The sequence below is a fragment of the Bacillus thuringiensis genome (assembly GCF_001595725.1).
GTDB classification, from domain to species: domain Bacteria; phylum Bacillota; class Bacilli; order Bacillales; family Bacillaceae_G; genus Bacillus_A; species Bacillus_A thuringiensis_K.
The window spans coordinates 148,766-165,322 of sequence record NZ_CP014284.1 but is presented as its reverse complement, the minus strand read 5'-3'; the positions used below and the strand labels follow the sequence as shown (position 1 = coordinate 165,322).

Genomic DNA, 16,557 nt, shown 5'->3' with positions numbered 1-16,557 from the left:
TATCTATCCTCTTCTTTTCTTCTTATATAATGTGTAACATTATATATTTATTCTTGTTGAAGCAAATATGGATTCAAATTTCTTGAATCTAAATAAAACAAACAACCCTTTGCGTTTTGGATATGTTGATTATTATTTATAAAGCGAAATAAATAGGGCTATCATAATACCCCAAAAAGGAACTACAAAAACTAAACCCCAAAGAATCCCTTTAAAAAATCCAATCTCGTTATAAGTATTCATTTCTATGTAAGTCGAATCTTTTAGTACAGCCATGTTTAATCCTCCCAATATGAATTGTTTATTAAAATGAAAAAAGGACAAACCTCGCCCTGGTAGGGATACGTAGGTTTGTCCTTTTGTATGTGGGTAATGATATGTTTAATTACCATTATTATAACGGAATTTACATATATTTTCAATTAGGTCTGTCATCTTATTAACAAGCATACTAGCTGTATTAAAAATCTATTATAAATATATATCTTATATATTAAAAAGAAATAAAGATAAAACTATTATAGGTTATCAAAAATAGGGAAAAGGTCTACTCCCACAAGGGAAAATTTGATGTTAGAACGTAAAAAATCATAAATAGTAGAAAATGTAGCCGGAAATTCAATGATTATTAGACTATCAATTCTACAAAAAAGCAGAAAGAAATCACTATATTTCTACATGAAATCGGAAAGAAATTGATACAAATCACTTTATATTTATCCAACTATGGAAATAGGCTGTATTTTCTTTATTTTGTTAAATACGGCAGTATCTAGCGTTCAATTACCCACATTTTATCCAGATTAGTGTGCTATTTGTTAACATTAATCAGTGTTTACACATAACTCACATTTTTATTGATGATTTTTATTAGATAAACACAACAACATTAGTAATTACAATGATTTTAGAAAGATTATATTCACATCGAACCATATTTGTCCGCATATCCACTATTTTTATAATTTTCCTTTTGATTTTTTGTAGGTATTATAAGATAGGTTTTAATACATTAGAAGAATACTTCCTAGTATTATGTGGAGAGTTATATATTGCTAGAATCGAATTTGTATAGAATTGCATAAAAAAAGACTCCATTTTATATGAAGTCCTTTCGATTTGGTATTTATAAGTAGAGTAGCAGAAATGGATTACTAATCATACAAACACAAATAGCCCTCTACTTTTGATTTTTTCAAAAATAGAGAGCTCATTACTATTATTTTATTTCCATTTCGTTTAGCACCTGATCTGGAGCTGTTATTGTTACTCCAGCACGTACTAAACGTTCGAAGGTACGCATAAACTCTAGTAAATTAAACTGCTTTGGTAGTTCAATAACGCGAAGTTTTTCTTGTGGCAGCTTATCAATTGCCTCGATAAACCATTCACGAACATCACTTGGAATCGTGCGTTCTTTATGACCACGAACTTTTAGTTTTTCACGCATTTCAATTTCTAAAGCGATATATGCATGGAGATTAACACCCTGATCATATGCATATTTTCTAAATAACGTTTCTTCCTGGTATTTTAGATAATTACGGTGATAAGACTCTTCCGTCACTGGTACCGCAAACTTCTGCTTCAGTAGTGCATGCACATTCTTAAACATCTTCTTAATGTTGTGAAGAGAGTACATAGAATAATGTAGACCGAAATTAAAGACAGCTTGTTCACGGTCACTATTTCTCTCTTTTGGTATATGCTGCGCAATAAGAGGGTAGATACCTTCTTTTGCTGCTGTATCGAGAATTTGATATTGAGATGTTTGATGCAATAGTTTCTTCAATGTATATACAATTTTCGTTGGATATCCTTCTTTTCGATCAACCATGTCACGTAGTCCGCGAATTACACTGCGAATTTGACGATGACAAGTATGCTTTAATACATGAATGAATTTATTCATGTCTGCAGACAGTTCACCGATATTCATCTCTTGTAAGACTGCTTCGATAAATTTCGCTTTTCTAGCATATGTAGCTTTTGGTGTAAATGGATCCCTATGTTGTTCTTCTCCAGCTTCTTTCGAACATAAGAAGTCTGAATGGATAGACAGATATAATGTCGTATATCGTTTTGTATGCTTTACACCTTTTTGCATTTTGCAAATTTTGAATAGGGGATTCCCCGTACATGGTAATGCAGTTGTTAATTCCTCGATAACCGCACGGATCTGATGCGGATATTTTTTATGTAAGAAACGATACATCCCACCGAAGTGAGTTTTGTTTCCTCTTTCGTCCTGCTTGTCCAAAGAACGCTTTAATGTTGTTTCCGTATGTTGTTGCATCGCAATGTCTAAGAATAGTTTCTTAGCTGCTACAGATAGCTTAAAGAAAGCCTTTGTAAATACAACAGGACTAATATATACGTATGGATTTGCTTTTTCTGTTTCCTCATTCATAAAATGAGTGAGTTTAATTGTATAACGGCCATCTAGTCCGTTTTCAATGGAGATAATGTTATGTAAGTTTAATTTCTTTAATGCAATATAGAATTGAGAGTGTTGGATATAAGCAAATTCTTCTTTATATTGCTTGTAATCTTCCCACATCATATGTATTGTTACATTTGGAATGACACCATTAGTAAAACATTTCTTATGTAGATATAAGAACACTTCGAGATCAGCATTTGTAATGCCGTATAATTTATGCTTTCTTCCCGCTTTTTCTGCAAGTGCAGACATCGTGCGACGTGAAAAAGATGGTTTGGCTTTTTCGACAAAGCCTTCTACGTCAGCAATACGATCTTCGTATGTCATGTGCTGCAGAATATCTTCTAAATATGTATCTTTATAGCTGTAGTAATTCTCCTCAAATGTTTCCACAAATTTTTGCCAAGATTTTAGTGTTACTAACACAGCATTAGTTATTTCCCCATTTAAGCTACGTTGATTTCGTATTACAAATGACTTTCCCATCTTTTTCACCTCCGTTCTACAAATTCAGAAATATATGCCAAAATACTATAAAATATACCAATTTTGATTATAGCAAAATGAAAAATGTTGAAAGGTGCCCCTTTAAGAGGGATTTTTAAAACATGAAACACGTTATAAACCCAATGATTATAAGGGATCGGAGAATCTATGGAAAAAAATTTGTGTTAAGGATATGGTAAAAAACGTTTCATGTCCTAATTGTATAAACACAATAATGAAACACGGGAAGATTGTTGATATATATAGGGTTAAGGAGAATTGTTTATAATTTTAGGTCAAGGATATGGCAAAAGTGTTTCATGTTTCAATCATAGGTCGTTCATTAGGGAAAGGTACGGTAAATCCCTTTATATAAAGGGTTATAGGAGGAAATGTAATAACTTTAAGGTCAAGGATATGGTAAAAACCGTTTCATGTTTTGAGTTTTGGAAGGTCAAGGATATGGCAAAAGTGTTTCATGTTTAATGTATAATGAAATTAGCGGAAATATAAAGTGAACCGTTGGTATATAAGGGTTTATGACTGTTTCGTATACATGTTAAGGTCAAGGATATGGCAAAAACGGTTCGTTAAAATTCAAAGTCTGTATGTATTAAAATAAAGGTAAAACGTTGATCCCTATGGGTTTCTAAGATGTGAGAAAAAATTTGTGTTGTGTATTTAAATTAAGAAGTATTAATTGGTGTTTCATGTTTTAGGTTAAGGACGAGGCAAATTTATTTCAAATAAATATGAAAGAATCTATTATATATGCGATATAAATTCTATTCATATGAACCTCTTATGAGGATATGGGAACGATTAGATAAAAGTGTTTCATATACATAGGAAAGGTTCACTATATGGTAAAAAGTGTTTCATATCTTAATTTATCGGTTTTCCGCAAGAAGACTCCTTCCTCAATCACATGAAGGGCGTAGCCCAGTAGTGATAGGTGGGAGGTGAATTGCAGTTGGCGTTAGCCAAAGGTATTTAAACACACCATGCCTTATAGTATAATCAGGCGTATCAATGTTAACTACTGGTGGTTCTCCCATTAATGTGGTTAGAAAATACATCGAAAACCAAGGAATGAAGTGAGGGGAAAGCATTGTTAGTCAATAAGGCTTATAAGTTCAGAATCTACCCAAATAAAGAACAGGAAATACTGATTGCGAAAACAATCGGTTGTTCTCGCTTTGTCTTCAATCACTTCTTAGGTATGTGGAATGACACATACAAAGAAACGGGTAAAGGTCTGACTTACAACTCTTGTTCTGCTCAACTACCGCAGCTCAAAATAGAGCTAGAGTGGTTGAAAGAAGTTGACAGTATTGCTATTCAATCAGCACTTAAAAACCTTGTAGATGCATATAATCGCTTTTTCAAAAAGCAGAATGACAAACCACGCTTTAAATCTAAGAAAAACAACGTTCAATCTTATAAGACTAAGCATACAAACGGTAATATTGCTATTGTAGATAATAAAATCAAGTTACCAAAGCTCGGTTTTGTTACGTTTGCTAAAAGCCGTGAGGTAGATGGACGTATTATGAATGCTACTGTTAGACGAAGTTCAAGTGGAAAATACTTCGTGGCAATTCTTACAGAAGTTGAAATACAACCACTTAAAAAAGCTGATTCTGCTATCGGCATCGACCTAGGAATTACTAACTTCGCTATTCTTTCTGATGGTCACAAGATTGACAATAATAAGTTCACTTCCAAAATGGAGAAGAAGTTAAAACGTGAACAACGTAAATTATCAAAACGTGCATTACTCGCTAAAAATAAAGGGATCCATCTTCTTGATGCGAAAAACTATCAGAAGCAAAAGTGTAAAGTTGCTAGATTACATGAAAGGGTCATAAATCAACGGGACGACTTTCTAAACAAGTTGAGTACAGAGATCATCAAAAATCACGATATCATCTGTATCGAAGACTTGAACACAAAAGGAATGTTGCGTAATCATAAATTAGCTAAATCCATCTCTGATGTATCTTGGTCTGCTTTTGTATCTAAATTAGAATACAAAGCAACTTGGTATGGCAAAACAATCGTCAAAGTAAGTAGATGGTTTCCATCTAGCCAAATATGTTCTGATTGTGGGCACCATGATGGCAAGAAATCTCTTGAAATAAGAGGCTGGACTTGTCCTATTTGTCATGCAAACCATGATAGAGATTTTAATGCCAGTAAAAATATTCTAGCCGAAGGCTTACGAACATTAGCCTTGGTTTGAAAAATCATAGAACCGTAGGAATCTACGGGGATAGCTTGGTCAATAAGAGAAACCGCTGTTGGTAAAGAAATACATCAATAAGTACGCTCTGTTCCCAAGAATCTCCCACTTCAATCAGACCGTAAGGTCGATAAGTGGGGGTAGTTCAATAGATTGATTGAAGACCTATGGAAAACTAATGTATAATTAATGTTATTTTATGTTGTAAATAAAGAAAAATCGTGTCAGTACTGCTTGAATATAACTAAAGCTGGAAAAAATAATTGTTTACATATATGTATTAGATTAAATGTTTGTTTGAAAGAAAATTACGGAAGGAGTGAAAATGTGGAGAGATTAACACAACTGTTTACGGATGCATTATTAATATCTGAGCCCTTATATGGAAATAATAAAGTAGTTTGGAACAAATGGACTGCCTATAGTTCAGATATAGAAAAAGATAATACTAAGGTCGTGACTTCTCAATATGTTTCCCCATCTTTTTCGGCATTAGTATCATGGTTGAGTAAAAAGAATGAAGAAGGAATTACTTCGTTACAAATTGGTATTAAGTTAAAAGAGTATAAAGATGAAATTCATGCAACTATTGAAAAGGTATTAGAAGACGAGTTTAAGAATGCTAATAAGTTTAATGATGGAACAATCATCCAGGGAGACGTAAATGAGGATGAAACGGATGAACCAGTTGATAAAGAATATTTTGAAGTTAATAATTCCGCAGTTTATTTTAAATTACGTGATGGAATCTCTAAAAATCACTTTGAAGAAGACTCAGGTATGGGTGTAAAATCTTATCCCATTGAAACAAAGGAAAGTAATGCGATTGCTCAGCTTTCTTCTCACAGAGATGAAGATTTAAAGCTTATTAAAGATGATGAAGCATCTCGTTGGAATACTTTGGTGAATGATGTAATGAGCAATATGGATGATCTGACAGCTGATGTATTGGACTCCATTACTATCCAGTGGCTAGCACAAGCAAAATCCCCAGATGAATTTATAGAATTTTCATATGAGCAAGTATTGGATATGTGCAATGTACCAAAAAAGAAAGTAAGTAAAGGAGAGTACTACAGACCTGAAGATAAAATTAAGGTTGCTAAGCGTATTGCAGCATTAGCAAGTATCTTCATTTATTTAAATGATGATAATGAAGTAGTAGTCTTAAATGAAGAAAATGAACATGATGAAAAATATAAAGTAAAGAGAGAAGTTGTGAAACGGTTATTTGTCTTGGATTCAGTTGTATTATGGAGACACAATACAACAAATGAATATATGGGCATTGAATCTTGCCGTATCAAACCAGGGAGTTTTTTAACAAGTTATTTATATGGTTCAAATAATACCACAGCATTATTATCTAAAAAGGCACTTGAGTATAATAGTTATCGGCATAAATATCATAAACGCTTAATTCGTTATCTAACATGGCAGTGGAGAATACGACAAATATATTCAACTTTGAAGCGACCATATTCCATCGGGGGAGATAAAGGCTTATTAGCTGTCATGGCAATCCCACTCACTTGGAAACCCAGTCGGATTAGAGAACACCTAGAGAATGTTCTTACTGACTTGGAAAAAGAGAACGTAATTTCTAATTGGGAGTATACAGTTTCCTTAGATGAAGAACGTTTCAATAAGAAGAATTGGTTTAAAGATTATTGGGTGAATTTAAATATTACTATACTTCCGCCGGAAGAATTAATTAAGTCTATGTATAATTTACCTAAGAAAAAAACATTAGAGTTAGAAAATAATACTGAAGAATCTGTAGAATATTTTGAAAAGGCTAAGGATGTCGTTAATATGCCTCCGAAAAAAAATAATGAAGAGCTTAATAGATTTGATGAAGAGGCTGTTCGAGAGAAAATACTTAAACAACGCAAAGTTGATAATAAGTCTATACGAGAATTAGCAAAAGAAATGAGAATATCAGCACCTACATTATCTAGATTTTGTAACAGAGAAACCAAGCGGCTATCTGCAAATGCAGTTGAAAAAATGTCTAAGTGGTATGAGAGACAAGGGATATTAGAAAAAATGTAGTGGCTAACCAGATTATTAAAGAAGAAAAAACATTTGTAGGATGTTTTTTCTTCTTTTTACTATGTCTGTTTCTAAATAATAATTTATAAATAGTTTCTATGCTCTCTGAGAGAAAAGATCCTTTGCAATAATATTAAATAAGCACGTAAATATGCTAAGTACAGCAGCCACCTCATTATAGAAAAGTGCTATAAAAAACAGGGGAAATAGAATCATTATAAGTAATATCTCATTTTTAGCTTGTTTTACATGCTTCATATGTTTCAACATAGTTAACATCTCCTTGTAAAAAATAGTTAGTAGAGTGCTAGGAATTAAATCTAGACCTCTATTTGCACATTCTACTCATCGAAGGCCCATATTTTAATAGTAAGTTAACAAATATTTTCTTATCTAAAAAATAGAAGTAAAGGATATGGGGACAGAAGAAATTCAGATATCTCAACTGAATCTGCTACAGGTAAATAAGGATATTAATTGGTATCAGGAGAAAACCCTCGAATATACAGAGGAAAATAAATGAAGTTTAAGAGGTATTCCAAAGGAAATAGAGATATCAACTTCTAATCTTACGAAATTGTTAACGGGTAAAAGAAAAAGGTTAAGCAAGGAAACACGTAATAAATTAGATAAGTGGATTGTACGTCACGAGATAGTAATTTGCTGTAAACGATAGTTTAAAATAAATTAATTAGTATAAAAGGACTTAATTAAAGTAATAATTAAGTCCTTTTAGTATGCATTTTTTACTATAGTGTATTTTGAAGCAAAATAGCCATTCTTTTTAAGTCCACTTTTATGGAATTTGAAGGAATTGTGAATTTCCTTTCTCACCAACAGCCCCTCCAGATATATCTATTACTGATTGATTACCGTCCGCAATGTTTCTAGTCCGAACAACGATCGTACCGCCATTTCCGCCTTTACCACCAATACCTGCATCTCCCCCATTTCCGCCATTTTCACCTACAGAATTAATGAATTTAATGGAGAGTTTGCCTAAAAAGAAAACTACCAATGTAATACAAGCGGATAAAGCCACTGCAAAGAAAGAAAGTAAGCCCATAAGTGTGGATGAAAGCGAATCTTTAATTCGTGAAAAGATAGTATTTTTGCATACAAAGAAGAATATGACAATGAGGGAACTTTCAGAAGAGATAGGTATATCACAAACTACTTTTACAATCAAAAAACTAAGCGTCTTTCAGGTGTTGCTAAGGAGAAGCTGAACCGGTGGTATAAAAGGCAAGTTAAAATTGATAAAATGTAATGAATAGGCTGTATAGAAGTGGGATCAACTTGCTTTTGTACAGCCTTTTTAAGTTTTAGCTAGTGACTGCTTCATATGAATATTACTATATCTAAAGATAATTTTATAATATATAATTTTTAAGTAGAAATTTTAATAAACTGGCAAAAAAGAAATTTAACAGGAACTGGTGATAAGTATGAAGTCTATATCTGAAAAAATAGTACTTTGTGTAGGGATTGGGTTTATTTTAATAGGGGGAGTTAGGTTTTTAGGATATTCGATATCTTCTTTGGTTATTGCTCTAATATCTATTTTTGCTGCATTAATCAGTATTTCAGACGTATTGGAAATAACAAGATATAAAAGGTATGGAAATTGGATACAAAATACGGCGTTAGTAATTATTGTAGCGATTATAGTTTTCTTAGTGTATCCGTTAAATATAGCCCCTTCTATTATTTCGACTATCGGTGATGGTTTTACAATTATTGGATTAGGTCTTGTGATTTTATTGTTTGGTTGGAGGGAAATTCAAGAGAAACGAAGTAATAAAGAACCAGTAGAATCAAATGAAATGATTAACAATTGTAAATTTCAGATAGTAGTTAACGAATATGAACAAATGATGAAGCTTAATGATATAATTGAAAGGTTAAAAAATTTAGATCAAGAAGCAAATTCTTATAATAGGGTACATAGTGGCTGGGGGATATTTTGCGAGTGTTTATTTGATTATTGGAATCAAGCTGAGGGACCATTTTTTGATGGTGCCAATCAACAAAAACATTATGAATTTATTTGTGCTTTAAATAATGCAACCAAAGCAATAGCTAATACTAGTTCTTTTGACGCAAATTATAGTATAAAAAGAGAATTACAAATATTTAATCATAATTTTGATGTTACATTGGATCCATTAATGAAACATATTGAATTACCAAATATAGATGATTTAATGAAAGAGGTTTATAATGCACTATTATTGTGGGAAGAACTAAAAGGATTAGTGAATAGACGCTATGAACAAGGTCGTCTTAACTATAAAGAAAGTTAAGTTGCTAATAAAAAGATCCATATTAAAATGGCTCTTTTCAATATGTATTAGTTATATGTTTAAAAGAAACATATAAACTAGATTGACTGAGATTTTTGGAATATACTTTAAGAAGAATATATTTAGGATAAAACTACATAGAAAATAATCACTACTTATTTTCTATGTAGTGAGAATTACCATCGTAGAAATAATGATTTGGTTTTAAAATTTAATGATAGAGGAGAACTTTATGGATCGATTAGAAACAATTGCTGTGTCAAAAATTGCTACAGTTATTTCAAATCAAACTATTATAAAAACAAATGAACATTCTAAATGGGATAGAGTACTTTCTAATGCAGGTCAATCGTCCCTATATAGTGAGTTTAGCACATCGCTAGAGCCATATTACTTTAATGGCGTTTTTAAAAATGAGAACCCATCCTTTGAACAATTTTTTTCATCTATAAAAACAATTTTGCATAAAGTGTATCAAGGTGGAGACAATGCAGAAGAATTTACTTTGTTTTTAGGAACGATAGTTGAGGAAATCAAAATAGAAGACTTATTTGATGATACTAGTTTAGCATTTTTACCTAGAAAATATCAAAGAAGTTTAGACCCTATAGGAGATTTTTTTAAGGAAAAAAGTGAAGAAGAGTGTCAAGATTATATTATAAAAAATGCTAAAGATGATTTTCAGTTACTAAAAAACAATCTAAATATATTGAATTTAGATATCTTTTTTAGAAAAGGTCGTTTAAATTTAAAACCTTTTACAGAGCAATCGAATGGCGTTTTAAGAAATACATCTATATTGTTAGAATGGTTAGAAGATAATTATCCAAATGTTGCAAAACTCTACCAAGAAGCTATTGATAATTATATCGCTGGCAATTCTGTTTCTTGTATATCTAATTGTAGAAATATTATTACAGGATTTTTTAGTCACTATAAAGATAATGGTAATAGATCCTGGACCAAAGGATTACAAAATATAAGTACAGATACATATATAGAAAATGTCACTGCTCCTAATAATATTGCTCAGGGGAGAGCTAATACTAAAATTATTTTTGATGGTCCTAATGAATTTAAATATCCTAGATTTAGCCTTATATATAGTCTATATACCCTTACTTCAGATTTAGGTGCGCACACCGCAGAATCTCCTAAAATAGAAGGCGTATTATATCCAGAGAGAACTACATTAAACGATGCATTATTAAGTTTAAGAATGACAGAGGATGTACTGATTTGGAGCAAAGAGCAGTTAAAAAATTAAAGAAAAACATGTTTAATTAAACATGCTTATGGCAGGCAATTTATTGTGGTACATGGCCAGTATCTTAAAGGGGAAATAAAAAAGAACCTATCTAATTTTTAGGAATAGGTTCTTTTTTATGCATTTTTCACAATTCATATACAATAGGGTTAATATACGCTTGAATTAGTAGCTGACTTTGTTAGTAGGATAGGTATACGACTCGGGAAAGGTGTTGCAAATTTGATTTTTATTTTAGTATAAAAGAAAGTCTCTATTTGTTTTTATGGTGGATATAAGGGGTATGGAATAACGGTGAATAAATTGATGATTTAGAAAATTAAGGTATAACCAATGAGAGTTTTGTATAATGGTGGTAAGTTAAATACATAATTTATATACTTTTTTAGAATATTGGAGGTATCTTATGATTCAATTTGTAATGGTAAAGCCGAAGAAAGAATTGCAAATCAATTATCTGAAAAATAAAAATAGAAGTATTTCTGAGGTTCCGTTAGTGAAAAATTATTATATTTATGAAGAGGCTGAGAGAGCAGCGAAGATAAAGATAGAGACAGAGACTAAAAATAGTACTGCTCTGTATTTTACGGAAATGACGTTGGAAACATATAAAGGGATTCAACATTTGTTCATAAAAATAGAACCACAAAAAATTCATGCAAACGATTTTGACTATAATTTGCATGAATTGAAACTTCATATCAAAAATCAGTTAAGGAAAGATTGGGCGGAATGCGTATGGTTAGAAGATGAACAATCTACAAGTATTTCAGAAGAACTGTATGGAAAAATTTATCGTGTTGAAAACAAGTTAAGGCAATTTATTAATATGAAAATGATTAGGAGGAAAGGAGTGGACTGGTGGGAAAATTATAGTCCATCATATTTAAAAGAAAAATATAAAAAAAGACAAAACGATTATAAGATGGCTGCAGAGTCATTTAAAAATGTAAATGATATATTATTGTCAATTGATACAGATGATTTACTAAAAATAATGAGATATCAAGTCAAAAAACTTAAGATACAAGATTTCACTAAATTAGAAGTAATGCTTGAAGGTATAAAGGAGAATGGAGAAGCAGTAAATCTCGTTCAAAATTATAAAGCAATAGTTAATGAAATGAAAAAAATATGGATGTAAAGGAAGATTTATGGGAGGGAATTTTCAAAGAATATTTTCCTGAGAACTTTATTGAGGAGTGGGAACGCTTTTGTAAAAATCGAAATCATGTTGCACACAATAAATTATTAGATCTCAGTGCACTAGATAAAATTAACGAAAACATTCGTAATGTTGAAGGGTATTTGGAGGAAGCTAGGAAAGAATTTGATAAGGAATTATCTGAAGAGGAAGAAACTGAAGCATTAGAATATATTGAGGAAGAAGAGTATAAAAAAGAATTGCATGAATTGTATATTATGGAACAACAAGCAGGAGTTTCGATTTTAGATGCAAATATGATATTTGATAAATTCGAAGAAGTAATTAATCAATTTATAGAGGACATTGATGATACATATTATTTTAGAAATGATATAAAAATTGAAAAGAATAAAATGTCAATTGTAAAGTCAGAACAAGACCTCCTGAACATTTCCAGTAAGATTAATGATGATATTTTAGAAGTTAAGAGTAAATTAAATATCGAAGAGGTACAACAGGGGGAAAGTGAGGTATTACTGAAATTAATTATAAACGGGAAAATGATAGAAGAATGTAGCTTAAAATATATAAATGGAGGAGCAGAATTTCAGAAGGATCTTGGATATTATCTCCCTACATCATATAATGAGTTTTCTCAAAAAGGATTCGAGGAATTTGTAGAACATATTAGTGAATTTATAGAAGACTATTTTCCTAATTTAAAAGAGGAAATGGAGATTGAAATGTATATTGCTGCAAAAGATGGGGGGAATAACCCAGTTGCTGATTTCCCCTGTGAAGAATGTGGAGAAGGATATGTATGTATTAATGACGATATAGGAGAACAGGGTATGTGCTTAAATTGTGGAGCGAAGCATGAAGTTTCTACGTGCGAAAGATGTAAAGTAACATATAACCAAAATATTGATGGTGAAGAATATCTTTGTGAAAATTGCATGGAGCATTATTTAGGGGAATAGGGAATTTGATGTTAAGTTCAAAAAAATGCTCTACAAATTAATATATGTATATAATTTACAAAAAGTGTTGTATTCTATAAAAATACCAATATTTCATAATTATGAATCGAATAGTAATAGATTAACCAAAAGTTATTTTAATTTTTTAGGTGCGAATGTATAGCAAACATGAAATTCCTAGTACATTCGCACCTAGAATTCTCATGCTTTATAATGGGGATTTATGATTTTTATACAAATTACTTTATTAAATAAAAACATTTGTATATTTTTGGATAAAACTAAAGTGTTTTTGGTTGATTTCGAACACAAATCGGTGTCGCACCTTATATAGGTGCGTGGATTGAAATTCCGCATGTATGCATCACTACTTTATCGCCTATGTCGCACCTTATATAGGTGCGTGGATTGAAATTAGGAGTTATTAATGGCTTTAGATGTTAGACCAGTCGTACCTTATATAGGTGTGTGGATTGAAATGCTGGGCGTCACTTATGAATGGTCTAACATCTAAGTCGCACCTTAAATAGGTGCGTGGATTGAAATATGTTGCTAACCCAACATCGGTTACCTGCTTTACGTTGCACCTAATATAGGTGCGTGGATTGAAATGACCAGTTATCACACATGATCTCTGCCGTCATGAGTCGCACCTCATATAGGTGTGTGGATTGAAATGGACAAGTTTATCAAACTATTAAATGAGGTGAGAGGTCGCACCTTAAATAGGTGCGTGAATTGAAATAGTTTAGATATTATCGATGTCGTTGCAGATAAATGTCACACCTCATATAGGTGTGTGGATTGAAATATGCCAATCGGTGTACAAGCCGACTTCACTAACGTCGCACCTTATATAGGTGCGTGGATTGAAATGAAAAAACGCTTGATGACTTAATGCGTGATGAAGGTCGCACCTTGATAGGTGCCTGGATTGAAATTACCTCGAGTTTATATTTATCTGCAACGCTCTATAGTCGCACCTTAAATAGGTGCGTGGATGGAAGTCTAAGAAAACCATGAGTGTATTAATTGCTGTAGGTCGCAAATCAAAAGGTGCCTGGATTGAAATTAGTAATGCTCTGGCTTAAAAACGCTCTGCAGTTTAGTAGATACTCAACTGGAAGTATCTCCATCTGCAGTATCTAACAAACATGTAAAAAATATTAAATGGAGGGAGATTGAATGACCTACATTGCTCATATACGCGAGAGTGACAGTCAAGTACAAACAGTCGAAGAACATTTATTAGGAGTAAAAGAACTAGCTGAAACCTATGGAGAAAAAATTGGTATAAAACATTTAGCTGGTTTAGCAGGTATGCTCCATGATATGGGTAAATACACCAATGAGTTTAAAGAATATATATTGGAAGCAGTAAATAATCCTAATTCTCCACCTAAAAAGGGGAGTGTTGACCATTCAACTGCAGGGGGGAAATTGTTATATCAATTATTCCATACAGAAAATATGATTCCTTACAAAGGGATAATATCTGAGATAGTGGGAAATGCCATTATTTCTCACCACGGATACCTTCAAGATTTTTTAAATCCAGATTTAGAATCGCCCTATTTAAATAGAGTGCGAGATAAGCAATTAAGAGGATTTGATGTTACACAACAATTCTTTTTTAAACATGTCATGAAAGAGAAAGATTTTCATGAGTATGTTGACAAAGCTACAGTAGAACTAGAAAGTTTCCTACTTAAAGAACCCCCAGAAAATGCTGAAAAACAATTAATGTTTTTAACTAAATTCATCTTTAGTACATTAATTGATGCCGATAGAACAAACACCCGATTATTTGAAGAAGAAAAAAGTGTAGAATCCGTAATAAATTCTGATGAGTTATTTGAGAAATACTACGAGAGACTCATGATAAAAATTAATGCTTTCAAAAAACAGCAGAATGCAAATACCCCTATTAACATGTTGAGAGCAGACATGTCAGATCAGTGTGATCAGTTCGCTGAGAGGCCATCAGGAATATATACGTTATCTATTCCAACTGGTGGTGGTAAAACATTAGCAAGCTTAAGATATGCACTAAAACATGCAAAAACCCATAATAAAAAAAGAATTATTTATGTTGTACCTTTTACAACAATTATTGAACAAAATGCGGAAGAGGTGCGAAGAATATTAGAGGATGAAGAAAATATTTTAGAACATCATTCAAATATAGTTGAAGAAGTGAATGATCATGATGAAAATGAAGACGGTATGGCTAGCATACAACAAAAATTAAAGTTAGCTAAAGATAATTGGGATTCTCCTATTATTTTTACAACCATGGTTCAGTTTCTAAATGTGTTTTACGCAAAGGGAAACAGAAATACTAGAAGACTCCATAATTTAAGTGAGGCAATTATTATTTTTGATGAAGTGCAAAAAGTTCCTGTTTCATGTGTTTCATTATTTAATCAAGCATTGAATTTTTTAAAAATATATACTCGTTCCAGTATAGTCCTCTGCACTGCTACTCAACCTGCTTTGGACTTTGTAGAACAAAAATTAGACATAAATACGGATGCTGAAATGATTAATAACCTCGATCATGTAATTGAAGCATTTAAAAGAGTAGAAATCATTGATCAAGCAACTAATGAAATCTTTAATAAAGATAAACTCAAAACATTTATACATACAAAAATAGAGGAAGTACAAAGTATCCTCATTGTTCTAAATACAAAATCAGTTGTGAGAGATTTATATACACAATTACAGAGCCAAGGATTAAATGTCCCTATTTATCATTTAAGCACAACAATGTGTGCAGCACATCGACATAAAATTTTAGAAGAAGTTAGAGAATGTCTAAAGGAAGGAAGAAAAATCATTTGCATCAGCACACAGTTAATCGAAGCAGGTGTAGATGTAAGTTTTGAGTGTGTTGTTCGTTCTTTATCAGGGTTAGATTCTATAGCACAAGCTGCAGGAAGATGTAATCGCCACGGTGAAAAGGGCATACAGAATATCTATGTCATTGATTATGAAGAGGAAAACTTAAGTCATTTAAAGGAAATTAAAATTGGAAAGAAAATTACGAAGAAAATCCTTATGGATTTAAAACATAACGATAAAATACATGGAGGACATATTTTATCAAGAGAGGCAATGAAGAGGTATTTTAAAGAATATTATAGAGAATTTGAATCTGATCTAGATTATTTTATTCCAAAACTAAAAAAGAACATGACTGAGTTATTATCCGTACCAAGAATAGAAAATAGCTATCGTCGAGCATATATTCATAAACATGATAAAAAAGATATTCCATTATTTATTATAAATAGCTACCAGACAGCGGCCAAACATTTTAACGTCATTGATGATATAACCACTTCAGTTATTGTCCCATATGAAGAAGGAAAGGATATTATCGCAGAATTAAATAGCAATAACTCCATTGAGGATTTGAGCCGATTATTACGAAAGGCACAGCAGTATACAGTTAACTTATTCAACTATGAAAAAGAAAAATTGATAATAAATGATGGACTCGTATACTATCTTGATGGGAAAATTCTAGCCTTGAAGGAAAGTGCTTATAATGATGAATATGGTTTGAATGTGCTTAATGAGAGCGATTTTAAGACAGCTATATTTTAAACCCTATCTTTGT

At 31.8% G+C, this 16,557-nt stretch carries 9 protein-coding genes and 1 pseudogene; 8 read left to right on the top strand and 2 right to left on the bottom strand.

The window, feature by feature from the left end:
- Positions 1 to 132 precede the first annotated feature (132 nt).
- Entirely contained in the window at positions 133 to 276 is a 144-nt protein-coding gene (locus tag AXW78_RS34635; RefSeq protein ID WP_165375040.1) for a hypothetical protein, read from the bottom strand.
- 943 nt (positions 277 to 1,219) lie between these two features.
- The gene (locus AXW78_RS29575) at positions 1,220 to 2,929 is read right to left on the bottom strand and encodes a hypothetical protein (protein WP_061885109.1); all 1,710 of its coding nucleotides are present in this window, start codon (positions 2,927 to 2,929) and stop codon (positions 1,220 to 1,222) included.
- Positions 2,930 to 4,040: 1,111 nt separating this feature from the next.
- Here AXW78_RS29575 and tnpB point away from each other — a divergent pair.
- The 8 genes and pseudogenes from tnpB (at position 4,041) to AXW78_RS29535 (ending at position 16,544) form a co-directional block, all read left to right on the top strand.
- Entirely contained in the window at positions 4,041 to 5,174 is a 1,134-nt protein-coding gene (gene tnpB, locus AXW78_RS29570) for an IS200/IS605 family element RNA-guided endonuclease TnpB (protein WP_000960809.1), read from the top strand.
- 327 nt (positions 5,175 to 5,501) lie between these two features.
- Positions 5,502 to 7,229, top strand: coding sequence for a helix-turn-helix domain-containing protein (locus AXW78_RS29565; RefSeq protein ID WP_061885108.1), 1,728 nt, complete (start codon positions 5,502 to 5,504; stop codon positions 7,227 to 7,229).
- Between the two features lie 965 nt (positions 7,230 to 8,194).
- Positions 8,195 to 8,499, top strand: a pseudogene (locus AXW78_RS35185) (XRE family transcriptional regulator); the annotation flags it as partial.
- A gap of 178 nt (positions 8,500 to 8,677) precedes the next feature.
- Positions 8,678 to 9,535, top strand: a complete 858-nt coding sequence (locus AXW78_RS29555) for an APC family permease (protein ID WP_129542634.1) — start codon at positions 8,678 to 8,680, stop codon at positions 9,533 to 9,535.
- Between the two features lie 232 nt (positions 9,536 to 9,767).
- Entirely contained in the window at positions 9,768 to 10,802 is a 1,035-nt protein-coding gene (locus AXW78_RS29550) for a hypothetical protein (protein ID WP_000375427.1), read from the top strand.
- Between the two features lie 406 nt (positions 10,803 to 11,208).
- On the top strand, positions 11,209 to 11,946 hold the full coding sequence (locus tag AXW78_RS35180) for a hypothetical protein (RefSeq protein ID WP_061885105.1): 738 nt from the start codon (positions 11,209 to 11,211) through the stop codon (positions 11,944 to 11,946).
- Entirely contained in the window at positions 11,937 to 12,929 is a 993-nt protein-coding gene (locus AXW78_RS35175) for a hypothetical protein (RefSeq protein WP_061885104.1), read from the top strand. The genes AXW78_RS35180 and AXW78_RS35175 overlap by 10 nt, the downstream gene beginning before the upstream one ends.
- A gap of 1,185 nt (positions 12,930 to 14,114) precedes the next feature.
- On the top strand, positions 14,115 to 16,544 hold the full coding sequence (locus AXW78_RS29535; protein WP_061885103.1) for a CRISPR-associated helicase/endonuclease Cas3: 2,430 nt from the start codon (positions 14,115 to 14,117) through the stop codon (positions 16,542 to 16,544).
- Positions 16,545 to 16,557: the final 13 nt, after the last annotated feature.

Coding starts and splice junctions, on each gene's coding strand:
- AXW78_RS29555 (WP_129542634.1), top strand. CDS start 8,678: ATGAAGTCTATATCTGAAAAAATAGTACTTTGTGTAGGGATTGGGTTT.
- AXW78_RS29575 (WP_061885109.1), bottom strand. CDS start 2,929: ATGGGAAAGTCATTTGTAATACGAAATCAACGTAGCTTAAATGGGGAA.
- AXW78_RS29535 (WP_061885103.1), top strand. CDS start 14,115: ATGACCTACATTGCTCATATACGCGAGAGTGACAGTCAAGTACAAACA.
- AXW78_RS35175 (WP_061885104.1), top strand. CDS start 11,937: ATGGATGTAAAGGAAGATTTATGGGAGGGAATTTTCAAAGAATATTTT.
- AXW78_RS35180 (WP_061885105.1), top strand. CDS start 11,209: ATGATTCAATTTGTAATGGTAAAGCCGAAGAAAGAATTGCAAATCAAT.
- AXW78_RS34635 (WP_165375040.1), bottom strand. CDS start 276: ATGGCTGTACTAAAAGATTCGACTTACATAGAAATGAATACTTATAAC.
- AXW78_RS29550 (WP_000375427.1), top strand. CDS start 9,768: ATGGATCGATTAGAAACAATTGCTGTGTCAAAAATTGCTACAGTTATT.